The sequence below is a fragment of the Derxia lacustris genome (genome assembly GCF_002105195.1).
Taxonomy (GTDB): Bacteria; Pseudomonadota; Gammaproteobacteria; order Burkholderiales; family Burkholderiaceae_E; genus Derxia; species Derxia lacustris.
This window is the reverse complement of record NZ_MUHU01000004.1, coordinates 104428-129823: the sequence shown is the minus strand read 5'-3', so window position 1 is coordinate 129823 and position 25396 is coordinate 104428. Positions and strand designations below refer to the sequence as shown.

Genomic DNA, 25396 nt, shown 5'->3' with positions numbered 1-25396 from the left:
GCGCAAGGCTTCCCTCGCTGCGGCGCCGGGCGATGGCCGGTCCGCCAACTCAGGTCGCTTGCGCGACCTTCAAACATGCGGACCTGAACGCCTGCGGCGTTCGCCAACGCCCGTCGCCTTCGCTCGGCGCGCCAGACGCCCCGCCCGTCTCCCGCCCCGCGTCGCACCTCCTGAAGCTACTTGGGCAGATTAGGGGCCGCTTTGCGGCCCCATTGGGCCGATGTGTGGTTGGCCGGGTGAATTGCAGCGTGTGTGTCTTGCCTTAATAGCTTCAAGAGGCGGGCGGTGGGGCAGGGCCATCGCGGGGCGTCTGGAACGCCGAGCGAAGGCGACGGGCGCCGGTGAGCGGCGCAGCCGCTCAGGTCCGCATGTCTGAGCAACGCGCAAGCGTTGCGAGTTGGCGGACCGGCCGGCGCCCGTCACCGCAGCGAGGGCAGCCTTGCGCATCGCGCAAGGCCGTTCCAGTCGCCCCGCGAAGGCCCTGCCCCACCGCCCGCCGTTCTCTCAGCACCACCCGCGCGACCGCAAATCCGCCCACGTCGCATCAAGACACAGCCGAATCCGCGCCAGCAGCTCATCCACCTCGGCCGGCGTCATGCACAACGGCGGCGCCACGATCATCCGGTCGCCGACCGCGCGCATCACCAGCCCGTTGTCGAAGCAATGCTGGCGGCACACCATGCCCACGCCCAGCTCGGGTGCAAACGGCACGAAACCCGGGCCGTCGGCCGGTCCGCCCTTGCTCTTGCACAGCACCAGTCCGGCCATGAAGCCGATGGCTTCCGGCTCGGCTACTAGCGGATGCTCGGCCAGCGCCTCGAAGCCCTGCTTGAGCCTTGGTCCGGTGACTTCTGCAACCCTTTGCACCAGCCCCTCGCGCTCGATGATGTCGAGATTGGCGAGTGCCACCGCGCAGGCGACCGGATGGCCCGAGTAGGTATAGCCATGCTCGAACTCGCCGCCACGCTCGACGATCACCTCGCCGACGCGGTCGCCGACCATCACGCCGCCGAGCGGGAAGTAGCCGCTGGTCACGCCCTTGGCAAAGGTCATCAGGTCGGGCGTGAAGCCCAGGCGCTCGCTGCCCCACCACTTGCCCAGCCGGCCAAAGCCGCAGATGACTTCGTCGGCCACGATGAGCACGTCGTACTTGCGGCAGATGCGCTCGATCTCGGCCCAGTAGCCGGGCGGCGGCACGATGACGCCGCCCGCGCCCTGCACCGGCTCGCCGATGAAGGCGCCGACGTTCTCCGGGCCGATTTCCAGAATCCTGGCTTCCAGCCAGCTCGCGGCGAGCTTGCCGAACTCCCGCCGGTCCATGCCGTGACCGTGCTCGATCCAGTAGGGCTGGTCGATGTGGGCCACGCCCGGAATCGGCAGACCGCCCTGCTCATGCATGTACTTCATGCCGCCGAGCGAGGCGCCGGCCACGGTGCTGCCGTGATACGCGTTCCAGCGGCTGATGATGGTGCTGCGCCCGGGCTGGCCCAGGCTGGCCCAGTAGTGGCGCACCAGCCGCAGCACGGTGTCGTTGCCTTCCGAGCCCGAGCCCGAGAAGAACACGCGCGAGAAGCCCGGCGACAGCCTGGCCAGCCGCGTCGCCAGCAGGATCGACGGCTCGGTCGTGGTCTGGAAGAAGCTGTTGTAGTAGGGCAGCGTGCTCATCTGACGATGCGCCGCATCGGCCAGTTCGGTGCGTCCGTAGCCCACATTGACGCACCACAGCCCCGACATGGCGTCGAGGATGCGGTGGCCTTCGCGGTCGGTGATCCAGATGCCCTCGGCCGAACTGATGATGCGCGCGCCCCTGGCCGCGAGCGCCTTGGTGTCGGTGAAGGGATGGATGAAGTGCGCGCTGTCGAGCGCTTGCAATTCGCGGGTGCTGAGGCTGGCGGTCATGGCGCGGCTCCCGTGCGTGGCGGCGATTGCGGCCGGCGTGGCCGCATGCGGAGAAGAGGGCGGGCGCGCAACCGCGCCCGGGACATTGGCGGGCGCCGCAGCGCCCTTCAATCGATCAGACGTGCAGCAGCAGGTGCTCGCGCTCCCAGGGGCTGATGACGCGCATGAACTCGTCGTGCTCGGCCAGCTTGACCAGCTTGTAGACCGTGCAGAAGCGCTGGCCGAGCACGTTCTGCAAGGCCGGCGCCGCGTCGAGCAGCGAGATGGCTTCGCTCAGCGAGCGCGGCAGCTGGTAGTCGCTGTGATACGCGCTGCTCTTGCTCTCGGGGCTCGGCTCGATGCGTTCCTGCATGCCGAGCCAGCCGCAGGCCAGCGTCACGGCGGTGGCCACGTAGGGGTTGGCGTCGGAGCCGATCACGCGGTTTTCCACGCGTCGCGCATCGGGCGAGGAGTGCGGCACGCGGATGCCCACGGTGCGGTTGTCGCGGCCCCATTGCAGGTTGATCGGCGCGGCGGTGTGGCGCACGAGGCGGCGGTAGCTGTTGACGTAGGGCGCGAGGAAGGCCATCGCCGCCGGCAGGTACTTTTGCAGTCCGCCGATGTAGTGGCGGAAGGCATCGGACGGCTCGCCGCCATCGGTGCTGAAGATGTTCTTGCCGGTCGTGGCGCTCACCACGCTCTGGTGGATGTGCATCGCGCTGCCGGGCTCGTTGGCCATCGGCTTGGCCATGAAGGTGGCGTACATCTTGTGCCGCAGCGCGGCCTCGCGCAGCGTGCGCTTGAAGTAGAAGACCTTGTCGGCCAGCTCCAGCGGATCGCCGTGCAGGAAGTTGATCTCCATCTGGCCGGCGCCCATCTCGTGGATCAGCGTGTCGACCTCCAGCTCCATCACGTCGCAGTAGTCGTAGATGTCCTCGAACAGCGGGTCGAACTCGTTGACCGCGTCGATGCTGTAGTGCTGGCGGCTGGTTTCGGCGCGGCCGCTGCGGCCGATCGGCGGCGTCAGCGGCACGTCGGGATTGCTGTTCTGCGCCACCAGATAGAACTCGAGCTCGGGCGCGACCACGGCCTTGAGCCCGGCCTGGGCATACAGGTCGCGCACCTTGCGCAGCACCGTGCGCGGCGCGTAGTCCACCAATTGGCCGTCGTGGAAATAGCAGTCGTGCACCACCTGCGCCGTCGGGTCGGCGGCCCAGGGCACGAGACGCACGGTGGAGGCGTCGGGGATCAGGATCATGTCCCGGTCGTTCTCGGAGATGACGGCGTTGTACTCGTCGCTGTCGGGCGCCTCGCCGGTCACGGTCATGCCGAGCACGGCCTCGGGCAGGCGCATGCCGCGGTCTTCCTTGAACTTTTCGCGCGGCAGGATCTTGCCGCGCGCCACGCCGGTCAGGTCGGGCACGAGGCATTCGATCTCGGTCACGCGGCGTTCGTTGAGCCACAGTTCGAGATCGGCGTGGCCGAAGTTTTCACGGGTCGCCATGGGTTCACTCCTGGTGGGGGTTGCGGCGCGCGCCTGGATGCTCGTGCGCGCTGCCTCGATGGTCGCGCACGCAAGGGCTGTGCGCGCGACCGTCTGGTAAGTGCCGGACTGGGTTTGCCGTCAGGACGGCGGGCGCCAGTCGCGGCAGGCCGCGCCGAAGGCGCGGAAGATCGAAGCGGAGACCGGGTTGTCGGCGGCGCGCCATTCGGGATGCCATTGCACCGCGAGCGAAAAGCCCGGATGCGCATCGATGCTGAAGGCTTCGACCAGACCGTCGGGCGCGCTGGCTTCCACGGTCAGGCCGGGCGCCAGCCGGCCCACGCCCTGGCCGTGCAGCGAATTCACCTCGAAGCCCTCGCGGCCGGTGATGGCGGCGAGCCGGCCGCCGAGCGCTACGCGCACGTCGTGCGCCGGGCCGTACTGCACGTCGATGGGCCGGTCCCTGGGCTCGCGATGGTCGAGCGCGCCGGCGCGCTCATGCACTGCCTGTTGCAGCGTGCCGCCGAGCGCCACGTTCACTTCCTGCAGGCCGCGGCAGATGGCGAGCAGCGGCAGGCCGAGCGCGATCGCGCGGTCGATCAGCAGGAAGGTGGCGTCGTCGCGTTCCGGGTCGAGCGGCAGCGCGGCGTCATGCACCGACTGGCCGAAGCGCGCCGGATGCACATTGGACGGCGAGCCGGTGAGCAGCACGCCCGAGGCGACCGACAGATAGCGCTCGATGTCGCGCGCCGCCGGGCTGACCAGCGGCAGCGGCAGCGCCTCGGCCACGTCATGCACGGCGGCGGCGTACTTGCGACCGAGGATGAAGAAGGGATGGCCGCCGAGTTCTCGGTTGCAGCAGGGCAGCAGCACGAAGGGGCGCGGGGCGGACATTTGCGGAAGCCGGTGAGATGAAGGGCAGGGCGAGCCGCAAGGCCGGCGATTGTGTCGCGCGGCCTTGCGGGCGTCGGTTGCTGCGGGGTCGGAACCAAGCTTGCATGACGCTTTGGTACTCTTGAAAGGTCCACTTTGTCAGTAGCGAAGGTGCCACTTTGAGCGTTGCCCCGATTGCCGATCTGCTTGCGCGCGAGCTGGCCGAAGCCGATTTTCATCCGCGTCTGCCGATGCACCGGCGGCTTTACGAGTCGCTGCGCGGCGCCATCCTGAGCCGGCGGCTGGCGCCCGGCGAGCGCCTGCCGTCGTCGCGCGACCTGGCGGTGGAGCTGGGCCTGTCGCGCAACACGGTGCTGTCGGCGCTCAACCAGCTGCTCGCCGAAGGCTATGTGGAAGCGACCATCGGCAGCGGCACCTATGTGTCGCGCGCCATCGCCGAGCTGCCGGCCGCCGTCGCGCCGGCACTGGCGCGCGAGGAAGCCCGGCGCCGGCGTCATCCCGAGCCGGGCAATCGGCTGTCGGCGCGGGGCGTGCTGCTGACCGGCCGGCGCGCCAGCGAGCATGTGGAGATCCAGCCCTTCGCCGGCGAGGACGACGATTACGACGGCTTTCCGTTCAAGGTGTGGCAACGCTTGCAAGCGCGCCAGTGGCGCCAGGCGCGCGGCCAGCTGCTCGACTACGACCACGGCGGCGGCCATGCGCAATTGCGCCGCGCGGTGGCTGACTATCTGCGCGTGTCGCGCTCGGTGAATGTGACGCCCGATCAGGTGCTCATCACGCCCGGCACCCAGCAATCGCTCGACCTGTGCGCGCGGCTGCTGGCCGACAACGGCGATCTCGCCTGGGTCGAGAACCCCGGCTACTGGGCCGCCGAACGCGTGCTGCGCGCCAACGGCCTGCAACTGCGCCCGGTGGCGGTCGATGCCGAAGGTCTGGCGCCCGACGCCGACGACTACGCGACCCGAGCCCGCCTTGTGTACGTGACGCCGTCGCACCAGTACCCGACCGGCGTGGTGATGAGCCTGGCGCGCCGGCGCGCGCTGCTCGACTACGCCGCGCGCACCGGCGCCTGGATCCTGGAGGACGACTACGACGCCGAATTCCGCTACGAGGGCCGGCCGGTCGCCTCGCTGCAAGGGCTGGACGAGGCCGGACGCGTCATCTACCTGGGCACCTTCTCCAAGGTGCTGTATCCGGGCCTGCGCATCGGCTACATGGTCGTGCCGCCGGCCATCGCGGCCGACATGCAGACCGGCCTCTACGACCTGCAACGGCCCGGCCAGCTGCTGATGCAGGCGGTGCTGGCCGAGTTCATCCAGCTCGGCTATTTCGCCAGCCACATCCGGCGCCAGCGCCAGGTGTATGCCGAGCGCCGGCAAAGGCTTGCAAGCGCGCTGCGCGAGGCGCTGGGCCCGGCGCTGGAACTGTCGCCGGTGCAGACCGGCATGCATCTGGTGCTCTATCTGCCGGCCGGCAGCGACGATGCCGCGCTGGCCGAGGAATGCGCCGATGCGGGGCTGTCGGTGCGGCCGCTGTCGCGCTACTACCTCGATGCGCCGGCGGCCCGGCGCGCCGGGCTGGTCATCGGCTATGCGTATGTGAAGAGCGCCGGCATCGAGCCCGGCGCGCGCACGCTCGGGCGCATCCTGCGCCGGCTGTTTGCGCCGCGCGGACGGCGCAAGGCGGCCTGAGCGGCGCCGCGCTCAGGCGTGCGCGGCCAGCAGCGCTTCCTTGCCCTTGACGAAGGCCGCGCCCATCTTTTCGCGCTGCGCATCGTCGAATTCCTGTTCGAGGCAGTCGAAGATGTCCGATTCCTCTTCCTCGATGTGGTGCTCCAGCAGTTCCTTGAGCACCTTGGCGCGGGCCTTCCACGGCGCGGTCGACGCGCTGCCGTGGCCGAGCTGCTCGACCAGGCTGTCGGCCAGCGCATGTTCCACCTCGCCCTCGAAGCCCAGCTCCTTCTCGTCCTCGTCGGTCAGCTTCTTGAGCGCGGTGTAGACGACCTTCTCCTCGCTGCGCTCATGCGCGGTCAGCATGTCCTTCACCTGGCGGAACAGCTTCTTGGCGTCGCTGGCGTCGTCGGTGGCGCAGATCTGCGTCATGAGGTTCTTCACCTCGTCGTGGTCCTGCTTCAGGCAATCGCGGATGTCCATGCGGTGCTCCTCGGTGAATGACGCGCTCCGGGGATGGGGCGTGGCAGCCATGTTGGGCAGCGGCGCGGGCGCGGCGTGTCGGGCGGCGGGTGGCCTGGGTGTAGGCGGAAGGATCGCGTCCCTGCCCGGGCCATGACGACCGCGCGGCGCCGGCAATCGGCCCGGGTGCGGGCCTCGGCATCGACTTTCTCACGCAGCAACTGGCGCAAGGCTCCAACGCCCTCGGCGGCCGGGTGCCGGATTCATGAAAGCCGACACGATCCGGAAACGCCTTGTCACGCATGCAGATATCAACTGATGAAAATCGCCGGGTCGTTTCTCCACCCATATCCCGGAGTCCCATTCCATGAATCTGCCCCTCTCCCGGCGGCTGACCGCGCTGGCGCTGGCACTGGCCAGTTCCGGCGCGTTTGCCGCCACCACGCCGCTCTCGCTCAACTACACCGTCGATACCCTGACGTCGGGGCTGTACCAGTACAGCTTCAACTTGGTGCTCAGCAATGCCAGCGGCAGCTGGACCAGCGGCCAGCAATGGGACTGGCTGGTGATCGGCGACAGCAATGCCACCCATCCGGGTGGCTTCGGCTCCGACTGGACCTGGACCAGCGTCGCGTCCGGCACCTACGGCACGATCTCGACCGGCTCCAACGGCCACAGCGGCCCGACCGTCGGCGTCGGCGTGAGCGCGCTGCTGCCGGGCTGGACGCCGAGCGCCGTCGGCGATTCGCTGTCCTGGAGCGGCACGTCGTCGGTGCTGCTGCCGGCGGGCTCGCTCTACTGGTCGGCGCTGGCCGCCGGCGGCGGTGCCAGCACGGTGCAGTTCGCGGTCGCCAACCAGATCAGCGCCGTGCCCGAGCCGACCAGCGCCGCGCTGGTGATGGCCGGCGTGCTGGGCCTGGGCCTGCGCGGCCGACTGCGCAAGTCGCGCGCTGCGGTCTGAGTTTCCGCAGCTCCCGAGAAAAGCCCGCCGCGCGCGGGCTTTTTTGCGCGCCGGCGCGGCGCCTCAGCCGAGCAGGTCGCGCAGCCGGTACCAGCTCATCGCCAGCACCAGCGCCGGCGTGCGCAGCGCCGCGCCGCCCGGAAAGTTGCGATGCCGCAGCGCCGCGAACACGTCGAAGCGCTCGGCCGTGCCGGCGATCGCCTCGGCCACCAGCTGGCCGGCCAGTCCGGCCAGCGCCACGCCGTGGCCCGAGAAGCCCTGCACGTAATACACGTCGTCGGCGAGCCGGCCGAAGTCGGGCGCGCGGTTCATGGTGATGTCGACGAAGCCGCCCCACACATGCTCGATGCCCACGCCGGCGAGCTGCGGGAACACCGTCTCGATCCGCTTGCGCATGCTGCCGGGCAGGTCGGTCGGCGTGTGGGTGCTGTAGCTCACGCGGCCGCCGAACAGCAGCCGGTGGTCGGCCGAGCGGCGGAAGTAGTCGAGCACGAAGCTGTTGTCGCAGACCGCGGCATCGCTCGGAATCAGCGACTCGGCGCGGTCGCGGCCGAGCGGCTCGGTGGCGACGATGTAGGTGCCGACCGGCATCACGCGGGCCGCCAGGCGCGGCGCGATGCGGCCGCGTCCGGGGTCGATGCCGAAGCTGTTGAGCGTGGCATTGCCGGCCAGCAGCACATGGCGCGCGCGCAGCATGCCGCGCTCGGTGCGGATCAGCGTGCCGCCGCGTTCGCCGGCCAGAAACACGCCGGTGCCGTCGAAGCCGCTGGCCGGCGGCAGGGCGGCCGGGCTGCCGGTTTCCATCGCCAGCACCCGGGTGTTCTCGTGGAACACCACGCCGAGCCGCGCCGCCAGCTCGCCCATGCCGAGCGCGAGCCGCAGCGGATGCAGATGGCCGCCGCTGGGGTCGTAGCTGCCGGCCAGATAGCGCTGCGAGCCGATCCACGGACCCAGCTCGGCGCCGTCGATCCAGCGCAGGCCGCGCTGGCCGTACTTCTCGACCGCGTCGGCATGCGACTGGCGCAGCGCGCGCAGCTGATGCGGCCGGATCGCGACGGTGAGCGCGCCGGGGCGCCAGTCGCAGTCCTCGCCGATGGCGGCGGCGACCGCCGCGCGGCGCCGCGCCAGCAGGCCGAGCGCTTCGTGCGTCATGCCCCAGACCTGGCGCGCCCGGGTCGGGCCGAGCTGGCGCTCGATCACGCTCATGTCGCAGGCCAGACCGGCCAGCACCTGGCCGCCGTTGCGGCCCGAGGCGCCCGAGCCGATGCGGCGCGCATCGAGCACGCGCACCCGCATGCCGCGCGCGGCCAGCTCGATGGCGGCCGACAGCCCGGCGAAGCCGGCGCCGACGATGGCCACGTCGCAGGTGGCCGTGCCTTCGAGCGCGGCATGCGGCGGGCGCTGGGCCAGCCGGCCGGCGCTGGCGGCGTACCAGGAGCGCCGCGACAGGATGTCGTCGATGCGCAGCAGCTGATCGTCGCCGGGCTGGCCGGCGGCGCTGGCGGGATGGGCGCCGCTCATGCGCGCTCCCGGCGCGCCTGCTGGCCGGCCAGCCAGGTCCAGGCCAGGGTGGCGGCAGCGGCGGTGGTCAGGTCGGCATGGTCGTAGGCCGGGGCGACCTCGCACAGGTCCATGCCGATCCAGTCGAGATCGGCCAGCTCCTCGATGAAGGTGAGCGCCTGCGAGCTGCTGAGGCCGCCGGGCTCGGGCGTGCCGGTGCCGGGTGCAAAGGCCGGATCGAGGCAGTCGATGTCGAAGCTGAGATAGGCCGGCGCGCCGGCCAGCCGGGCGCGGATGTCGGCGATGACCTCGGCCAGCTGGCTGCCGTCGCGGCCGCGCAGCTCGCGCGCGCCGACGACCCGGCCGCCGCGGTCGCTGACGTAGTCGCGCGCCTCGCGCACCGCCGCCGAGCGGATGCCGATCTGCACCGTGCGGGTCAGGTCGATCAGGCCGTCGCGCGCGGCTTCATGCACCCAGGTGCCGTGGCCCGAGGGCTCGGCAAAGTGGTCGGTCCAGGTGTCGCAATGGGCATCGAAATGCAGCAGCGCGAGCGGCTGGCCGAGCCACTCGCGGTAGGCGCGCAGCAGCGGCAGGGTGATGGAGTGATCGCCGCCGAGCCAGAGCATGCGGTGGCGCGCGATCAGCGGCGCGATGTGGCCCGGCAGCGCGGCGCGCATCGCGTCGAGGCTGGTGTTGGGCAGCGCCAGATCGCCGGCATCGGCCAGCAGCTCGACCGGCGCGCCGCCGAACAGCGGATGGGTGCCGTCGCAGAGCATGCGGCCGGCGCGGCGGATCGCCTCGGGCCCGAAGCGGGCGCCCGGGCGGTGGCTGACCGAGCCATCCCAGGCAATGCCGGCGACGGCGAACGGCGCATCGGGCCGCTGTGCGAGGGCGGGGGCGCCGAGGAAGCCGGGCGCGGAAATCGGGCTGAGATAGGGGAAGGCGTGGTCGGTCACGGAGCGGCGGCGGTTGGGTGGAGCGGGCGGGGTCGAAGTGTGCCCGCAGCCCGCGCCGCTTGGCGACGCGGCCGCCGACCGGCGTGCGCTGCCGGCAGATGCGGCCGGATGAGGCAGTCGTCACACCGCGCCGGAACTGTTGCCTGCACCGCCGGCCGGCAGCCGATTGCAATCGAAGCCCCGGGCCGCCGGCCCGCTTTCCTCGTGCGATTCCATGAAAACTCTCCTCGTCACCGGCTTGCTGGCCGGACTGTTCCTCGGCGCCGAAGCCGGTGCCGCCACCGTGTCGGCCAGCGGCACGCTGGGCGGCTTCAGCTATGAAATCGTCGATCTCACGCCCGACGACGGCGTGGCCGCCTGGGGCTGGGTCGGCAGCTCGGGCGATGGCAGCGCGCTGGTTTCCAGCAGCACCGGCGGCAGCGTGTATGGCGACTGGGGCTGGGCCGGCCAGGATCTGGGCTATCTGCAACTCGGCGCGATCGCCGACCCGATCGAGCGGCTGGCTGCCGTTGGCGCGACCGCCGACGGCAGCCGCAGCGTGCAGGGCAATGCCGCCGCCAGCTACACGCTGATGTGGACCACGCTCGGTGCCAACTCGGCGCTGCGCGTGAGCCAGACCTTCACCGGCGACTGGACCCTGACGCCCGGCAGCGGCGCGAGCTTCTCCGCGCAGCTCAATGCCTCGCTCTGGGGCTGGTCGATGGATTGGGAGACCGGCGAGTTCCAGACCGCCAGCGTCGACGCCAGCGACACCGCCGACCTTGCCGCCAGCGGCGCGAGCGGCAGCGCCAGCCGCACGCTCGGCATCTACCTCGCCAACACCAGCGGCCTGGTGGTGGATGGCAGCCTGACCGCCAGCACCGCGCTCGGCCTGTCCGTGGTCGGCGCCGTGCCCGAGCCCGACAGCCTTGCGCTCGGCGCGACCGCCGGGCTGGCGCTGCTGCCGCTGCTGCGCCGGCGCCGTCCGCGCGGCTGAGGCGCGGCTGAGGCGCGCCGCGTCCTCACCCGAAGCGGGCAGGCCCGTCGGCAGCCGCGCGCCGGCCCGCACGGCAGTTGCGACGCACCGCACAAAATCGCTATTGCGGCCCGGCGCGGCGCGCCGGCGAACTGGCTAGGGTTGGGCCACCAGGCGAAATCTCGCCCCGAAATCCCACTTTCCCGCCCCGAACCCATGAAAACAAAGCCCCTGATCGCGGCCGGCCTGGCCGTCGCCGCGCTATCGCTGGCCGGCACCGCCAGCGCGTCGAACGCCAGCGCCAGCGTCACGCTCGGCGCCTTCCGCTACGAGCTGATCGACCTGACGCCGGACGACGGCATCGCCGCCTCGTTCACCGTGTCGCCCGCCACCTACAGCGGCAGCTATACCGCCACCACCCCGGGCGGCAGCAGCTCCGACGCCTTCGGTCCGGCGCCCGGCTCCATCACCTTCACCAGCAGCACCGGCAACGGCAGCGTGTCGTCCTGGGCCTTGCCCGAGTCGAGCCAGGTCACGACCCTGGTGCAGGGCGATCTGGGCGCCAGCTTCAGCGCGGTGTCGGGCCGCAACTACGACCTGGTGCTCGGCGCCAACTCGGCGCTGCGCATCAGCGCCGACTACAGCCAGCAGACCTCGCTCAGCGGCGCGACGGCCAGCACGCTGACCGCCGGCGCCGGCCTCAGCCTGACGCTGTACGACAGCAACTTCGATTTCCATTCCAGCCTGGTCGCCAACTCGCCGGCGCTGGCGCTGTCGAGCGGCAGCCTGTCGCTGTATGCCGCCAACAGCAGCAGCGGCGATTACTACGGTGCGCTCGCCGGCTCGGCCAGCGCCTCGATCGCCGGCGTCAGTTCGCCGGTGCCCGAGCCCGACAGCCTGGCGCTCGGCGCCGTCGCCGGCCTGGGCCTGCTGCTGCGTCGTCGCCGCCGCGCCTGATTCTTCCGCCTGCCGGTCCGGCCCCGCTCGCCCGAGCGGTTCGGCCGGCCGGCCCGGTGCCCGCAGGCATCGGACGCAAATCCTCCCCCGTTCGCTCTCCCGATCCGTTGCGCCCATCGGCGCAGACCTACACGCGGCCGGCCGCTTCGCCGGGGCGCGCAGGGGCTGTGCACGGACGTGGCCACCCGCCTGCCGGGACGACGCTTGGCGCCAGTTCCGGCCCGGCGTCCTGCGGGTGCCGGCGCTGACGACCGCAACGTCTTCAGGAGACCGTCATGTCCGCCACCCTTCCTCCGCAAGTCCCGCCCGCCTATCGCGGCGCGGCTGGCGCCAGCACGCTGGTCACACCGCATGAACTGGCGCTCAAGCGCATCAGCTGGCCGGCGGTGTTTGCCGGCGTGATCCTGGCGATGGTGCTGCAACTGCTGCTGACGCTGCTCGGCGCCGCCGTGGGCCTCGGCACGCTCGATCCGCTCCAGGCCGGCGGCTCGCCCGATGCCTCGACCTTCGGCGCCTCGGCTGGCGCGTGGTGGGTGGCGTCGAGCCTGATCGCGCTGTTCATCGCCGGCACGGTGGCCGGTCATCTGGCCGGCGTGCCGACCCGGCTCGACGGCATGCTGCACGGCCTGCTGGCCTGGGGGCTGGCGACGCTGATCGCCACCTGGCTGGTGACCAGCACGCTCGGCGCGGTGCTGTCCGGCGCCGGCCGCGTGGTGGGCGGCGTGGTGTCCACGGCCGCGACCGGCGTGGCCACGATGGCGGCGCCGGCGGCAGTCTCGGCAATGAACAACGCGCCGTCGTTCGACCAGCTGAGTGCCGCCGCCAGCACGCTGCTGGGCCAGACCGGCAAGCCCGGCCTGCAACCCGGCGCGCTCCAGGGTCAGGCCCGCGCGGCCGCCGGCGATGCGCAGTCCACCGCCCAGCGCGGTGCGGCCGATGCGCAGGCCGGCGATGTCGAATTCGACGCGCTGGTGCAGCGCCTGCTGGCGCGCGGCGACGCGGTGCTCGACCAGGTCGACCGCGATGCCGTGGCCAATGTGATCGTGGCCCGCACCGGCGTCAGCCGCGATGAAGCCAATCGCCGCATCGACGCCTGGCTGAACACGCTGCAACAGGCGCGCGCCAAGGCCGACGAATTTGCCGGTGCGGCCCGCCAGCAGGCCACGCAGGCGGCCGACACCGCGGCCCGCGTGGGTTCGCAGGCGGCGCTCTGGGCCTTCTTCGCGCTGGCCTTCGGCGCGGTGGCGGGCGCGCTCGGCGGACTGGCCGGCCGGCCCCGGCGCGCGCTGGTCGCCTGACGCGATGAGCGCCGGCGCGGCGGGCGGCCGATTGGCTTGCCCGCCGCGCCGGCAATTGGTTGTGCCGATGCGCCGCAGCGCTGGCTAGCATCGGCAGCATGAAACCCATCCCCTTGCCCGCAGCGCTCCGCCATGCCGACCGGCGTCGTCCGCCGGCCCGCGCCGGAGCCGCCGCATGACCGACCGCATCCTCATCCTCCAGCCCGCGCGCGACGACGGCCCGGCCTATCTCGGCAGCTGGCTCGCGGCGCGCGGCCTCGCGCACGAGGTGCTCGGCCTGGAAGACGGCGCCGCCGTGCCGGCCAGTGCCGCCGGCCTGCGCGGCCTCGCCATCCTCGGCGGCTACATGAGCGTCGGCGACGATCGGCCGGCGCTGCGCGCGACCGAGGCGCTGATCCGCGACGCCCTCGCGCGCGATGTGCCGATCATCGGCCACTGCCTCGGCGGCCAGCTCATCGCGAGCGCGCTCGGCGCCGCCGTGGCGCCGCATGCCGTGCCCGAGATCGGCTGGTTCCCGCTCGCCATCGCCGATGCGCCCGAGGCGCGCGACTGGTTCGGCGACACGCGCGACGCGCTCGTCTACCAATGGCACTACCAGAGCTTTGCGCTGCCGCCCGGCGCGGTGCCGCTGGCCGCCAGCCCGGCCTGCGCCCATCAGGCGTTTGCGGTCGGCTCGGCGCTGGCGATGCAGTTCCACATCGAGCTCGACGCCGCCAAGCTCGATTTCTGGCTCGCGCAAAGCCCGGACGAGATCGCCGCCAGCGCCACGGTGCCGACGATCCAGCCGGCCGCGGCCCAGCGCGCCACCGCCGCCCGGGCGCTCGCGCCGAGTCAGGCGCTGGCCGCGCGCATCTATGCGCGCTGGCTCGGCGAATCGGGCTGAAGCCGGCGCCGGCGCGCGCGGGCAGGCCGCAGCTGGCTGCGGAACCGCGCGACCAGGCCGCCGATCGCGTGCCGCCGCCGGACCGATTGCGCGCCAGCGTGCAATCCATCGCAGACCCGACGAAATGAGCGCGCCTTCACCGATGGCGTAAGGACCGCGCCTAGCCACACACTCGCGCGCCGGACAAATTCGTCCCCGGAATTCCCTGCCCATTCCTAGAAGAAGCGCCGATGTCCACCCCCGTGTCGAGCCGTTCAGCCCGTTTGTGCGTTTTCTGGTCGCTGGCTTGCGTCGGTGCCGCGCCCGCGCTGGCCGGCAGCGGGCTGGAGGTGGGCGTCACGCTAGGCAGCGTGCGCGTGTCGGCCTGCGCGGGCGACGCGGCGGCCGCAGTCGAGATCGGCCCGACGCGCGGCAGCACGTCGACCCGCGTGAGCGGGCCGGGCGGCAGCGCATCGGCCCAGGGCGGCGCGGCCGACGACGGCGGCGGCGGCTCGGCCGGCGGCCATCACGACAGCAGCTCGACGCTGACCGGCGTGTCGGCCAGCGCCTCGGCGGGCGGCGCGGGCACGGTGGCCGGGGCGGCGCTGGCCCGGGGCGGCGCCACGCGCGCCGGCACCGGTCTGTTTGCCGAGGCGCGCCAGGCGGCCGACTTCACCCTGCCGCCGCACGGCTGCCTGGTGGCCACGGTCGATTACCGGCTCGACTACAGCGTGGCGAGCGACGTGGCGCGCGGTTCGGTGCATCTGTCGGCCAGCCTCGACGCTGGCGACAGCTCGGCCGAGAAATCCTTCGGCAAGGCGCTCGCCGGTGCCGACAGCCTGGAACGCGGCGGCACGCTGACGCTGACGGTGCGCAACCCCGGCGCCCAGCCGCTGCCCGGCCGGCTGCTCACGCGCACGCAGATCGACGCCAGTCTGGTCGCCACGGCCGACTGATCTCGGGCGCGCCGTGGCGCCGTCGGCCGGATGCGCTAGCCGCGCGCAAACCGCGCCAGCGCCGCCAGCAGCTCGGGCACCACCGGCAGCGAGGCGTCGCGGTAGGCGCGGGCCTGACTCGCGCCGTCCAGCTCGGCATGCTTGAGCGTGTGGCACATGCCGTCGATCAGCCGGACGCTGGCATCGGGCCGCGCATCGAGCAGGGCGCTGCGGTCGGCCGGGCGCAGTTGCAGGTCGGTGCTGCCATGCACGATGAGCACGCGACCGGCGACGCCGGCGAGTTCGGCCGCCGGGTCGTGGCGCATCCAGCTCATCAGCAGCGGCTGCACCGCCGGGCCGAGCACCGCGTCGCCGAGCGGGCCGAGGCTGGCGGGCGGCCCGGCGAGCGGCTGACCGGCTTCGAGCCGTGCCAGCGCGCGGTCGAGATCGGCGCGCGCGGCCGGGTCGAGGCGCTGGGCGAGCTGGTCGCGCAGCAGCGCGCCGATGCGCCGGCCGGTGCCGCAGAGCAGGGCCAGGCCGTCGACCGGCTGGTGCTGTGCGGCCAGGGTGGCGAGCAGCGCGCCCTCGCTGTGGCCGGCGACGATCACGCGCGCAAAGCCGTGCTCGGCGCGCATCGCGGCGATCCAGCGCGCGAGGTCGTCGGCATGACCGTCGATATCGAGCGCGGCCGGGTCGTGTACCGCGTTGAGGCTTTCGCCGACGCCGCGCTTGTCGTAGCGCAGGCTGGCGAGGCCGGCGCGCGCCAGCCCGGCGGCGAGCTGGCGGTAGCTGTCGGTGCGCAGGCCGGCGCGGCTGTTGCCGTCGCGGTCGATCGGGCCGGAGCCGGCGACCAGGATGACCAGCGGCGCGCCGGCATCGGCTTCGGGCCGCAGCAGGCTGCCGCCGAGATGGCCGTCGGGCGCGTCGAGCTCGACCGGCTGGCCGTAGTCGGGCGGCAGCGCCGGGCGCGGTTCGGCCGGGTAGCTGCGGGTGACGCCGCTGGCGCGCGCCGGGTCAAGTCGCGCGAGGCCGGCGGCGAGGGCGCCGGCCGCCAGCGCGGCGAGCCAGCGCCGACGCGGCGGATCGGCGACGCCCGCTGCGACGCCGTCGGCGTCAGCGGCTGCGGGCCAGTTCGCGCGCATCGAGTTCCCACCCGGCGAGCCGGTCGGCGGCGGCGCGGCGCTGCGCCGGCGTGGCGCGGTCGTGCAGCGCGGCGATCAGCGCGCAATTGGCCGCCAGATCGTTGCGCCGGCGCTCGGCGCGCGCCGGATCGGCGGGGTTGGCGATGTCGTCCCAGCGCGCGCGCAGCAGGGCGCGGGTCTCGGCCGGCGCGGGCCGCTCGGCGGCGATGCGGCGCAGCGTGGCGAGCAGCACGGCATTGCCGCGCGCGCGGTCGTCCAGGCGCTGCTCGGGCGTGCTCGGCAGCGCCGCCACCGCCTCGTCGAGCCAGCGCCGCTGGGCCCGGTCGAGCCGGCCGTAAAGGTCTTCGCTGCGGTCGAGCGCGCGCTCGAAGGCGCGCTCGCGGCGCTTGGCGGCCGAGGCCGGCAGCCAGTTCTTGCGGTCGTCGTCGAGCCGCTCGGCGAGCCGGCGCTCGAAGCGGTCGAGCTGGGCCGGCGCCAGCGTGGGCGCCAGCTCGGCCAGCGCCGGCAGCGCATGCTCGAAGGCGGCATCGAGCCGCGCCTGCACTTCCTGCTGCCAGCCGCAGACGCGGGCACCGTCGAGCGGACCGTCGGCGCTGGCGCGGATGCGGCCGAGCAGGTCGGCGATCGGCATCAGCTCGCTGCGCCGGTGCCAGGCAAAGAACTCGTCGACGCCGGCCTGCACGCGCGGCTTCTGCGCCGGGTCGAAGTCGAACTGCCGGTCGAGCCACCAGCGCGCCAGCCGCGGGCCTTCGTCATAGCCCAGACGCAGGCTGCTGCAGCCGCTCAGGCAGACCAGCAGCAGCGTCGCCAGCAGCGCGCGCAGGCGGCGCGGCCAGGGCAGGGCGCAGGCGGGCAAGGACGGCGCGGCGGCGGCGTGCTTCATGGCTGCGGCGTCAGCCCGGCACCCAGCTGTCGCCGACCGGCTCGCGCGGATCCAGCTCCTGCATCTCGGCCGCGAACGGCTGGATCAGCGCCATGAACTGGGTAAAGCCGGGCAGACGGCGAAAGTTCTCGCTGCGCTGGCCACTGGTCCACAGCAGGCTCAGCAGCCAGAGCCGGTCGTGCTGGGTCGAGCGCAGCAGCTCGACGCCGAGGCAGCCGGGCGCCTCGCGCAGCACGCTGGCGGCCAGCTGGAGCGTCGGGGCGAAATCGCTGTCGGGCTGCGAAAGAATCTGGAAGCGGAGAGTTTCGGGCGTCATCGCAGGGTCTCTTCTCGTTGAGTTGGGCAAGGTGGGTGGCGGCAACGGTAGCACCGCGGCCCGGCCGCTTCAGCCTGCGTTCAGCTTCGATTCAGGCTGGCGCGCACGCCGCTGCCTAGCATCCGGCGCCTCAATCCCTCATTGCGAGTCGAGACCTCAACGTGGCTGTTCAGTTCGTTTTCTCGCGCCTGCTCGCCGGCCTGCTGCTGGCCAGCCTGCCGGCGCTGGCCGGCGCCCAGGCAGTGGCGCCGGCGGGCGTCGATCCGGCCCATCTCACCTGGCCGGCGGCGCGCGCCGTCTGGCTTGACCGCAGCCGCGATCTGGGCGCGGCGCGGCGCGACATCGAATCGGCCGATGCCGACACGCTGACCGCGCGCGCCCGGCCCAATCCCACGCTGTCGTTCAACGCGCTGTCGATCGATCCGCGCCACGGCCTCGGCCCCGGCGGGCTCGGCGACAAGCGCATCGACAGCACGCTGCGCATCGACCAGACCGTCGAGCGCGGCGACAAGCGCGCGCTGCGCATGAGCCGCGCCGGCGCCACGCTCGACGCGGTGCGCGCCGACTACCTCGGGCTGGCGCGCGCCGGCAGCGCCGCGCTGGCCGGCGCCTTCTACGACCTGGCCGCCGCGCAGGACCAGGCCGATCTGGCCCAGCAATCGGCGGCGCTGGCCGATGCCGCACTCGCGGCCGCGCTCAAGCGGCGCGATGCCGGCGACCTTGCCGCCGCCGCCGCCGAGCGCGTGCGCACCGACACCCTGCGCGCCCGCAACGACGCTGCCAGCGCCGGCGCCGCGCTGGCCCAGGCCCGGCTCGCGCTGGCGCGCGCGCTCGCCATCGAGCCGCAGGCGCCGCTGCTGCATGTGGAGCCCGACTGGCCCGAGCCGGTCGCCGACGAAGCCGGCCTGCGCGCCAGCGAACGGCGCCGGCTCGAAGCCGCGCTCGACGACCGGCCCGAGCTGCGCGCCGCCCGTGCCCGGCTGGTCGCCGCCCGCGCCGCGCGCGATCTGGCGCTGGCCCAGCGCCACCGCGACGTGACCGTCGGCGTGCAGGCCGAGCGCTATCCCGGCCCGGCCGGCACCGGCAGCACGGTTGGCATCGGCCTGAGCGTGCCGCTGTTCCTCGGCGACAACTTCGACGGCGCGATCCGCTCGGCCGAGGTCGACCTGGACCGCGCCGACGCCGCGCTGGAACTGGCGCGCGCCGATGCCCAGTCCGACATCGCCGCCACCGCCGCCGACCTCGACGCCGCCGCGCGCCGGCTGGCCCGCACCCGCGACGAACTCATGCCGGCCGCGCGCGGCGCGCTCGACGCGGCCGAATTCGCCTTTGCCCACGGCGCCAGCGGCGTGACCGACGTGCTCGACGCGCGCCGCGCCTGGCGCGCCGCCGAGGCCGACGCCATCGCCACCCGCGCCGATTACGCCCGCGCGCTTGCCGCCTGGCGCGCCCTGCTCGACCAGCCCTGAGCCGCGCGCCGCCCCGCCCCGCGCCGCCCGCCGTTGTGACCGGAACCCTTGCCATGCCCAGCTGCAAAACCCTGTCGATTGCCCCCCGCGCCCGTGGCGCCCTGATCGGCCTGCTCATCGCCGCCGCCCTGGCCGGCTGCCAGCGCCATGAGGCCGCGCCGGCCAGCCCGCCGGCCGCGCCCGGCCCGGCCGCGCTCGAACCCGCCAGCGACCGCCCCGCCGCCGACAGCGGCGCCGATCCCGAAGTGCCGGCCGCCCATGCGCCGACCGTGCCGCAGAACCGCAGCGTCAGCATCCTGCTGCCGGCCGATGCGCCGCAGCGCGCCTTCCTGCGCATCGCCGCCGCCGAAGCCTCGCCGGCGCCGCTGTGCGCCGCGCTCAATGCCCGCGTCGCGCTCGACGAGACCCGCACCGCGCGCATCAGCCCGGCGATCGCCGGCCGCGTGGTGCAGATCGGCGCCGACCTCGGCAGCGCGGTGCGCGCCGGCCAGCCGCTCGCCGCCATCGATGCGCCCGAACTCGGCAGCGCCCGCGCCGACGTGGCCAAGGCGCGCGCCGACGAAACCCGCAGCCGGCTCGACCGCGAGCGCGCCGAGCGGCTGTTCGAGGCCGGCGTGATCGCGAAACGCGACCTCGAAGCCGCCGTCGCCGACCATCAGCAGGCCGCCGCCGAGGCGCGCCGCGCCGATCTGCGCGCCGCCAATCTGGGCAGCAGCGCCGGCAGCGTCGGCAGCGACGGCGAGCGCTATGTGCTGCGCAGCCCGGTCGCCGGCATCGTCACCGAGCGCCATCTCAACCCGGGCCAGGAAGTGCGGCCCGACCTGCCCGATCCGCTGTTCGTCGTGAGCGACCTGGGCCGGCTGTGGATCGTGGCCGACCTGCCCGAGCGCGACATCGCGCGCGCCCATGTCGGCGGCCGCGCGCTCGCCGAGGTCGACGCCTGGCCCGGCCAGCGCTTCGAGGCGCGGGTCGAGCGCATCGCGCCGGTGCTCGATCCGGCCACGCGCCGCATCCGCATCGTCGCCAGCGTCGACAACCGCGACGGCCGGCTGCGGCCCGAAATGTTCGCCCGCCTCGCGCTGGTGGCCGACGGCAATGCCACCGCCATCCGCCTGCCCGCGACCGCCGTCGTCACCGACGGGCTGTACTCGCATGTGTTCGTCGAGGACGGCAACCGGCTGGTGCGGCGCCGCGTCGATGTGAGCCTGCGCGACGGCGACGCGGTGTGGATCGGCGCCGGCCTCAATCCGGGCGAGCGCGTCGTCACCGAAGGCACGCTGCTGGTCCAGAGCGAACTCGCCGGAGACAAGTGATGCTCGAACGCGTCGTGGGGTTTGCGCTGCGCGAGCGGCTGTTCGTGCTGGTGTTTGCCATCGCGCTGGCGGCCTTTGGCTGGCGCGCGTTCTCCAATCTGCCGATCGAGGCCTTCCCCGACGTGCAGGATGTGCAGGTGCAGGTCATCAGCCAGTGGCCCGGCCAGGCGCCCGAGGAAGTCGAGCGCGCCATCACCCAGCCGGTCGAGCGCGCCATGAGCGGCGTGCCGCACATGAGCCAGCTGCGCTCGGTGTCGATCACCGGGCTGTCGGTCGTGACCATGACCTTCAGCGAGAAGACCGACGACTACTTCGCGCGCCAGCAGGTGCTGGAGCGACTCGGCAATGCCGATCTGCCCGACGGCGTGCAGCCCAGCCTCGCGCCGCTCACTACGGCGGTCGGCGAGGTCTATCGCTACATCCTTGAAGGCCCGCCGACGCTGCCCGTGACCCAGTTGCGCGCGGTGCAGGACTGGCTCATCGCGCCGACGCTGCGCATGGTGCCGGGCGTGGCGGACGTGAACACCTTTGGCGGCGCGGTGCGCGAGATTCAGGTGGATGTGGCGCCGGCGTCGCTGGCGCGCTACGGCCTGGGCCTGGGCGATGTGGCCGACGCGGTCACCAAGGGCAGCGGCAATGCCGGCGGCGGCTGGCTGCGCTACGGCGACGAAGCGCAGGTGGTGCGCTCGGTCGGCAACTACCGCACGCTCGACGACCTGATGGCGACCGTGGTGGCTGCGCCCAAGGGTCAGCCGGTGCGCGTGAGCGATCTGGCCACCGTCACCGACGGCAAGCGGCCGCGCTCGGGCATCGTGGCCTTCAACGACCGCGACGACGTGATCGAAGGCATTGTCGTGATGACCAAGGGCCAGAGCGCCGCCGAGGTGGTGGCCAAGGTGGTCGAGCGCGTCGATGCACTCAATGGCGAGCTGGCGGCGCGCGGCTATCCGGGCGTCAAGATGATTCCGGTCTACAAGCGCACCGACCTCATCGCCCACACGGTCAGTACCGTGGCCGAGAACCTGATCGTCGGCGCGGCGCTGATCGTGGCGATTCTCATCGTCTTTCTGCGCAACTGGCGCGCGGCGCTGGTGGTGGCGGTGGTGATTCCGCTGTCGCTGCTGTTCGCCTTTCTGCTGATCGACATGAAGGGCGTGTCGGCCAACCTCATCTCGCTCGGCGCGGTCGACTTCGGGATCATCGTCGACGGCGCGGTGGTGCTGGTCGAGGCGCTGATGGTGCGTTATGCGCTCGGTCAGGCGGCGCACGGCGACGCCGCCGCGCATGACGGCCCGGGCCCGGCCTTTGGCGGACCGTGGCGGCTCGCGGTCCTGCGCCGCACCGTGCTCGACATGGGCCGGCCGATCCTGTTCGCCAAGGCCATCATCATCTGTGCCTTCCTGCCGATCTTCACCTTCCAGCGCGTGGAGGGAAAAATCTTCGCGCCGGTGGCGCTGACGCTCAGCTTCGCGCTGCTCGGCGCGCTGATCCTGACCATGACGCTGGTGCCGACGCTGCTCAGCTACATCGTGCAGAAGCACGACATGGCCGAGAAGCACGTCGGCTGGCTGGTCAGGCTGCAAGCCGGCTATCGGCGCGCGCTGTCGGCCGCGCTCGACCACAAGTGGGTGGTGATGCTGGCGAGCGTGGGCGTGCTGGTGGCAACGCTTGCATCGGTGCCCTTTCTGGGCAGCGAATTCCTGCCCAAGCTCGATGAAGGCAACCTCTGGCTCACGGTCAGCCTGCCGCCGCAGACCGCGCTCGACAAGACCAAGGAAATCGAGCGCGAGGTGCGCCGCATCGTGCGCAGCTATCCCGAGGTGGGCGACGTGATTACCCAGGTCGGCCGCACCGACGACGGCACCGATCCCAAGGGGCCGAACAACCTCGAAATCCTCGCCGCGCTCAAGCCGCACGATGAATGGCGCTTCGGCGACAAGAAGTCGCTGATCGCCGACATGAGCACGGCCCTGCATCGCATCCCGGGCCTGCAAACCAATTTCTCGCAGGTCATCGAGGACAACGTGGCCGAGGCGCTGTCGGGCGTGAAGGGCGAAATCTCGATCAAGGTCACCGGGCCCGATCTGGCGATCCTCGAAGACCAGGGCGAGCGCATCGCCGACATCGTGGCCGGCATCCGGGGCGCGGCCGATGTGAGCGCGATCCGCATCGGCGGCCAGGCCGAGATCGACGTGCTGCCCGACCGGGCGCGCCTGGCGCGCTACGGCCTCGGCGTGGCCGATGTGAATGCGCTGGTCAACGGCGCGCTCGCCGGCAACCGCGCCAGCGCCTTCTACGACGGCGAGAAGCGCTTCGACATCACGCTGCGCGTGGCCGCGAGCGCGCGCCGCGATGCCGATGCGCTGCGCCGCCTGCCGATCGCGCTGCCGGCCGGCGGCGACTACGGCACCGGCGCCACCGTGGCGCTCGGCGATGTGGCCGACGTGGTGGTGCGCACCGGTGCCGCGCGCATCGGCCGCGAGCGCGGCGAACGCAGCATCGCGGTCAAGGCCAATCTGCTCGGCCGCGACCAGGGCAGCTTCGTCGCCGAGGCGCAGGCCAAAGTCGCCTCCGCAATCCATCTTCCGCCGGGCTATCGGCTCACCTGGGGCGGCCAGTTCGAGAACCAGCAGCGCGCGATGAAGCGGCTGTCGGTCATCGTGCCGATCAGCTTCCTGGCCATCTTCGCGCTGCTTTTCTGGGCCTTCCGCTCGGTGCGCAACGCGGTGCTGGTGCTGGCGATGACGCCGTTCACGCTGGTCGGCGCGGTCGCCGGGCTGTGGCTGGCCGGCCTCAATCTGTCGGTGTCGGCGGCGGTGGGGCTGATCGCGGTGGTCGGCATCAGCGTGCAGAACGGCGTCATCATGATCGAGCAGATGACGGCGCTGATGCGCGAGGGGCGCGGCTTTGGCGAGGCCATCGTGGCCGGCGCGGTCGAGCGGCTGCGGCCGGTGCTCATGACTGCGCTGATGGCCGGCCTCGGCCTGCTGCCGGCGGCGTTGTCGCACGGCATCGGTTCCGAGACGCAACGGCCGTTCGCCACCGTGATCGTCGGCGGCATCGTGTCGGCCACCGTGTTCACGCTGTTCCTGCTGCCCGTGCTGTACCGGCGCTTCGGCGTCGAGTCGGGCGATTGAACCTGCGTTGCGCGGCGACCCGCCCGGGCGCCGCGCGGCGGTCCTGCAACCGCACCGGGCCCGAGGATTGAGCCATGCGCATCCTGATCGTCGAGGACAACGAACTGCTGGCCGACAGCCTGCGTCAGGCGCTCACCCAGCCGGGCTGGGCGGTCGACCGCTTTGCGACCGGCGAGCAGGCCGAGCTGGCGCTGCGCGTCGCGCCCTACGACCTCGCCATCATCGACATCGGCCTGCCGGGCATGGACGGCTTCGATCTGCTGCGCCGGCTGCGCCGTGGTCCGGTGCGCAGCGGCGGCGCCGACACGCCGCACGACAACCGCGCCACGCCGGTGCTGATGCTCACCGCGCGCGATGCGGTCGCCGACCGCATCCACGGCCTCGACCTGGGCGCCGACGATTACCTGGTCAAGCCGTTCGCGCTCGGCGAGCTGGAGGCGCGGGTGCGCGCGCTGCTGCGCCGGCATCAGGCCGGGCTGTCGCAGGAGCTGAGCTGCGCCCGGCTGCGCATGGACAGCCGCTCGCGCCGGGCCTGGATCGGCGAGGCCGAACTGGTGCTCACGCTGCGCGAGTGGGCGATCCTCGAATACCTGCTCGCGCATCAGGAGCAGGTGGTCGGCAAGGAGCGCATCGCCCAGGCGGTCAGCACCTGGGATGAGGACATCGCCGCCAACACCATCGAGGTTCACGTCTCGCGGCTGCGCAAGAAGGTGGCGCCGGCCGGTATCGAGATCCGCGGCATTCGCGGCTTCGGCTATCTGCTGGAGCCGGCGCGCGAGACCGGCGCGGCTTGCCCGGCGCAGGCCGGCGGCGCCGACGCGGCGGCAGCGCCCGCACCCACGGCGCACGGCGCCGACACGCCCGCCGCCGGCACCGCATGACGCCCGCCACCAGCCTGCGCCGCCGGCTCGTCGAATGGCTGCTGCCGCCGCTGCTGCTGCTGATCGGCATCAGCGCCGCCGTGGCCTATGGCATTGCGGTGCAGGTCGCGACCCGCGCCTATGACCGCGCGCTGCTCGATCCGGCGCTGGCGGTCGCCAACCATCTCAATTTCGACGGCGAGGTGCCGGTGCTCGACCTGTCGGCGGCGGCGCGCGATGCGCTGCTGGTCGACACCATCGACCGCGTCTTCATCAGCGTGGTCGATCACGATTCGCGCTGGCTGGTCGGCAGCCACGAACTGCCGCTGCCGCCGGCCGTCGGCAACGAGCCGCTGTTCTACGACGCCCGGCTGCCGTCCGGCCCGCGCGTGCGCGTGGTGGCGCTGCCGGTGCTGCGCGACGGCGTGCGCGTGGCCCTGGTGCTGGCGGCCGAAACCCAGGTCAAGCGCGACCGGCTGGTCAACGAGACGCTGGCCGGCGTGGTGCTGCCCTCGCTCGGCGTGGCGGTGCTGGCGGTGGTGGTGATCTGGCTCGGCGTCGGTCGCGGCCTGGCGCCGCTGCTGCGCCTGAGCGAGGAAATGCATCGGCGCAGCCCGCGCGACCTGAGCCCGCTGCCGGCGCGCGACCAGCCGGCCGAGCTGCAACCGCTGGTCGATGCCACCAACGAGCTGCTCGGCCGCATGGGCGATGCGCTCGCGGTGCAGCAGCGCTTTGTCGAGAACGCCGCGCATCAGCTGCGCACGCCGCTCGCGGGCCTGCTCGCGCAGACCGAGCTGCTGGCGCGCGAACCTGCCATCGCCGCCGATCCGGCCTTTGCCGCGCTGCGCGAGCGGGTCGAGCGGCTGCGCGCGGCGGCCGGCGATACCTCGCATCTGGCGCATCAGCTGCTCACGCTGGCGCGCGCCGATCCGCGCGAGCATCCGGCCGACCGCTTCGCGCGCTTCGATCTGCGCGACCTGGGCGACGAGCTGGCCCAGCGCTGGGTGCCGGCGGCGCTGGCGCGGCGCATCGATCTGGGGCTGGAGCTGGAATCGGCGCCGCTGCTCGGCGAGCGCTGGCTGCTGCTGGAGCTGGCGTCCAATCTCATCGACAACGCGATCCGCTACACGCCCGAGGGCGGCGTGGTCAGCGTGCGCACCCGCAGCGTCGACGGCCGCGCCCAGCTCGAGGTCGAGGACAACGGCATCGGCATTCCGGCGCAGGCGGCCGGACGGGTGCTGGAGCGCTTCTACCGCATCGACGGCACGCCGGGCGAGGGCAGCGGACTGGGCCTCGCCATCGTGCGCGAGATTGCCGACGGCCACGGCGCCGAGGTGGAGATCGGCGCGCCCGAACACGGTCGCGGCACGCGGATCCGGGTGAGCTTTCCGGCGCCGGGAGCGGCGGCCGACGGGCGCTGACGCGGCTCGGCTGGTTCGGCCGGCGTTCGGCCGCTGGCCGAGGC

The 25396-nt window shown here is 72.7% G+C and carries 21 protein-coding genes; 12 read left to right on the top strand and 9 right to left on the bottom strand.

The features are described from left to right. Positions 1–504: 504 nt before the first annotated feature. The 3 genes from B9P64_RS05700 to B9P64_RS05690 form a co-directional block, all read right to left on the bottom strand. Entirely contained in the window at positions 505–1899 is a 1395-nt protein-coding gene (locus tag B9P64_RS05700) for an aspartate aminotransferase family protein (protein ID WP_085315263.1), read from the bottom strand. A gap of 115 nt (positions 1900–2014) precedes the next feature. Then, complete coding sequence (locus B9P64_RS05695) at positions 2015–3382, bottom strand: glutamine synthetase family protein (protein WP_085315262.1); 1368 nt, start codon at positions 3380–3382, stop codon at positions 2015–2017. 120 nt (positions 3383–3502) lie between these two features. Further along, entirely contained in the window at positions 3503–4255 is a 753-nt protein-coding gene (locus B9P64_RS05690; RefSeq protein WP_085315261.1) for a gamma-glutamyl-gamma-aminobutyrate hydrolase family protein, read from the bottom strand. 158 nt (positions 4256–4413) lie between these two features. On the opposite strand from B9P64_RS05690, the gene pdxR reads away from it, so the two are divergent. Beyond that, positions 4414–5946 (top strand): MocR-like pyridoxine biosynthesis transcription factor PdxR, encoded by a 1533-nt coding sequence (gene pdxR, locus B9P64_RS05685; RefSeq protein ID WP_235839904.1) that lies wholly within the window; start codon positions 4414–4416, stop codon positions 5944–5946. Positions 5947–5958: 12 nt separating this feature from the next. Here the strand turns inward: pdxR and B9P64_RS05680 are convergent, their stop codons facing one another. Further along, complete coding sequence (locus B9P64_RS05680) at positions 5959–6408, bottom strand: hemerythrin domain-containing protein (protein WP_176256734.1); 450 nt, start codon at positions 6406–6408, stop codon at positions 5959–5961. A gap of 346 nt (positions 6409–6754) precedes the next feature. Here B9P64_RS05680 and B9P64_RS05675 point away from each other — a divergent pair, with 346 nt between their 5' ends. Next, positions 6755–7348: a PEP-CTERM sorting domain-containing protein gene (locus B9P64_RS05675; protein ID WP_085315259.1), complete on the top strand. Its 594-nt coding sequence runs from the start codon at positions 6755–6757 to the stop codon at positions 7346–7348. 63 nt (positions 7349–7411) lie between these two features. Here B9P64_RS05675 and B9P64_RS05670 read toward each other — a convergent pair whose 3' ends face one another. Both B9P64_RS05670 and speB read right to left on the bottom strand, forming a co-directional pair. Further along, a complete protein-coding gene (locus B9P64_RS05670) occupies positions 7412–8869 on the bottom strand; it encodes an NAD(P)/FAD-dependent oxidoreductase (protein ID WP_139826162.1) in 1458 nt (485 codons plus the stop codon). Next, on the bottom strand, positions 8866–9804 hold the full coding sequence (gene speB, locus B9P64_RS05665) for an agmatinase (RefSeq protein WP_085315258.1): 939 nt from the start codon (positions 9802–9804) through the stop codon (positions 8866–8868). Before speB ends, B9P64_RS05670 begins: the two co-directional genes overlap by 4 nt. Positions 9805–10018: 214 nt before the next feature. Between speB and B9P64_RS05660 the strand changes: the two genes are divergently transcribed. The 5 genes from B9P64_RS05660 to B9P64_RS05640 all read left to right on the top strand — a co-directional run bounded on the left by B9P64_RS05660 (position 10019) and on the right by B9P64_RS05640 (position 14832). After that, positions 10019–10780, top strand: coding sequence for a hypothetical protein (locus tag B9P64_RS05660; RefSeq protein WP_085315257.1), 762 nt, complete (start codon positions 10019–10021; stop codon positions 10778–10780). Positions 10781–10975: 195 nt separating this feature from the next. Beyond that, positions 10976–11716: a PEP-CTERM sorting domain-containing protein gene (locus tag B9P64_RS05655; RefSeq protein WP_085315256.1), complete on the top strand. Its 741-nt coding sequence runs from the start codon at positions 10976–10978 to the stop codon at positions 11714–11716. Between the two features lie 275 nt (positions 11717–11991). Beyond that, the gene (locus tag B9P64_RS05650; RefSeq protein ID WP_085315255.1) at positions 11992–13014 is read left to right on the top strand and encodes a hypothetical protein; all 1023 of its coding nucleotides are present in this window, start codon (positions 11992–11994) and stop codon (positions 13012–13014) included. Positions 13015–13189: 175 nt separating this feature from the next. Then, positions 13190–13897 (top strand): type 1 glutamine amidotransferase, encoded by a 708-nt coding sequence (locus tag B9P64_RS05645; protein ID WP_085315254.1) that lies wholly within the window; start codon positions 13190–13192, stop codon positions 13895–13897. Between the two features lie 230 nt (positions 13898–14127). Beyond that, entirely contained in the window at positions 14128–14832 is a 705-nt protein-coding gene (locus B9P64_RS05640; protein WP_139826161.1) for a hypothetical protein, read from the top strand. Positions 14833–14867: 35 nt separating this feature from the next. Here the strand turns inward: B9P64_RS05640 and B9P64_RS05635 are convergent, their stop codons facing one another. From B9P64_RS05635 to B9P64_RS05625, 3 genes are read right to left on the bottom strand one after another with little or no spacing between them, the layout of a single operon-like run. Further along, a complete protein-coding gene (locus B9P64_RS05635; RefSeq protein ID WP_085315252.1) occupies positions 14868–15953 on the bottom strand; it encodes an alpha/beta fold hydrolase in 1086 nt (361 codons plus the stop codon). After that, positions 15925–16836, bottom strand: coding sequence for a DUF6279 family lipoprotein (locus B9P64_RS05630; protein ID WP_085315251.1), 912 nt, complete (start codon positions 16834–16836; stop codon positions 15925–15927). Before B9P64_RS05630 ends, B9P64_RS05635 begins: the two co-directional genes overlap by 29 nt. 10 nt (positions 16837–16846) lie before the next feature. Further along, a complete protein-coding gene (locus tag B9P64_RS05625) occupies positions 16847–17152 on the bottom strand; it encodes an antibiotic biosynthesis monooxygenase (protein WP_085315250.1) in 306 nt (101 codons plus the stop codon). A gap of 161 nt (positions 17153–17313) precedes the next feature. Between B9P64_RS05625 and B9P64_RS05620 the strand changes: the two genes are divergently transcribed. The 5 genes from B9P64_RS05620 (at position 17314) to B9P64_RS05600 (ending at position 25352) form a co-directional block, all read left to right on the top strand. Further along, a complete protein-coding gene (locus B9P64_RS05620) occupies positions 17314–18621 on the top strand; it encodes a TolC family protein (protein WP_085315249.1) in 1308 nt (435 codons plus the stop codon). A 53-nt stretch (positions 18622–18674) separates the two neighbouring features. Continuing rightward, positions 18675–19934 carry an efflux RND transporter periplasmic adaptor subunit gene (locus B9P64_RS05615; protein ID WP_085315248.1) on the top strand — a complete coding sequence of 420 codons (1260 nt, stop codon included), beginning with the start codon at positions 18675–18677 and terminating at the stop codon, positions 19932–19934. Further along, entirely contained in the window at positions 19934–23071 is a 3138-nt protein-coding gene (locus tag B9P64_RS05610; RefSeq protein WP_085315247.1) for an efflux RND transporter permease subunit, read from the top strand. The genes B9P64_RS05615 and B9P64_RS05610 overlap by 1 nt, the downstream gene beginning before the upstream one ends. A 74-nt stretch (positions 23072–23145) precedes the next feature. After that, entirely contained in the window at positions 23146–23952 is an 807-nt protein-coding gene (locus B9P64_RS05605) for a response regulator (protein WP_085315246.1), read from the top strand. After that, positions 23949–25352 carry a sensor histidine kinase gene (locus B9P64_RS05600; RefSeq protein WP_139826160.1) on the top strand — a complete coding sequence of 468 codons (1404 nt, stop codon included), beginning with the start codon at positions 23949–23951 and terminating at the stop codon, positions 25350–25352. The genes B9P64_RS05605 and B9P64_RS05600 overlap by 4 nt, the downstream gene beginning before the upstream one ends. The last annotated feature ends 44 nt before the right edge of the window (positions 25353–25396 follow it).

Coding starts and splice junctions, on each gene's coding strand:
- B9P64_RS05625 (WP_085315250.1), bottom strand. CDS start 17,152: ATGACGCCCGAAACTCTCCGCTTCCAGATTCTTTCGCAGCCCGACAGC.
- B9P64_RS05605 (WP_085315246.1), top strand. CDS start 23,146: ATGCGCATCCTGATCGTCGAGGACAACGAACTGCTGGCCGACAGCCTG.
- B9P64_RS05640 (WP_139826161.1), top strand. CDS start 14,128: ATGTCCACCCCCGTGTCGAGCCGTTCAGCCCGTTTGTGCGTTTTCTGG.
- B9P64_RS05675 (WP_085315259.1), top strand. CDS start 6,755: ATGAATCTGCCCCTCTCCCGGCGGCTGACCGCGCTGGCGCTGGCACTG.
- B9P64_RS05645 (WP_085315254.1), top strand. CDS start 13,190: ATGACCGACCGCATCCTCATCCTCCAGCCCGCGCGCGACGACGGCCCG.
- B9P64_RS05680 (WP_176256734.1), bottom strand. CDS start 6,408: ATGGACATCCGCGATTGCCTGAAGCAGGACCACGACGAGGTGAAGAAC.
- B9P64_RS05615 (WP_085315248.1), top strand. CDS start 18,675: ATGCCCAGCTGCAAAACCCTGTCGATTGCCCCCCGCGCCCGTGGCGCC.
- B9P64_RS05700 (WP_085315263.1), bottom strand. CDS start 1,899: ATGACCGCCAGCCTCAGCACCCGCGAATTGCAAGCGCTCGACAGCGCG.
- B9P64_RS05630 (WP_085315251.1), bottom strand. CDS start 16,836: ATGAAGCACGCCGCCGCCGCGCCGTCCTTGCCCGCCTGCGCCCTGCCC.
- B9P64_RS05690 (WP_085315261.1), bottom strand. CDS start 4,255: ATGTCCGCCCCGCGCCCCTTCGTGCTGCTGCCCTGCTGCAACCGAGAA.
- B9P64_RS05660 (WP_085315257.1), top strand. CDS start 10,019: ATGAAAACTCTCCTCGTCACCGGCTTGCTGGCCGGACTGTTCCTCGGC.
- B9P64_RS05650 (WP_085315255.1), top strand. CDS start 11,992: ATGTCCGCCACCCTTCCTCCGCAAGTCCCGCCCGCCTATCGCGGCGCG.
- B9P64_RS05600 (WP_139826160.1), top strand. CDS start 23,949: ATGACGCCCGCCACCAGCCTGCGCCGCCGGCTCGTCGAATGGCTGCTG.
- B9P64_RS05695 (WP_085315262.1), bottom strand. CDS start 3,382: ATGGCGACCCGTGAAAACTTCGGCCACGCCGATCTCGAACTGTGGCTC.
- B9P64_RS05635 (WP_085315252.1), bottom strand. CDS start 15,953: ATGCGCGCGAACTGGCCCGCAGCCGCTGACGCCGACGGCGTCGCAGCG.
- B9P64_RS05610 (WP_085315247.1), top strand. CDS start 19,934: ATGCTCGAACGCGTCGTGGGGTTTGCGCTGCGCGAGCGGCTGTTCGTG.
- B9P64_RS05670 (WP_139826162.1), bottom strand. CDS start 8,869: ATGAGCGGCGCCCATCCCGCCAGCGCCGCCGGCCAGCCCGGCGACGAT.
- B9P64_RS05655 (WP_085315256.1), top strand. CDS start 10,976: ATGAAAACAAAGCCCCTGATCGCGGCCGGCCTGGCCGTCGCCGCGCTA.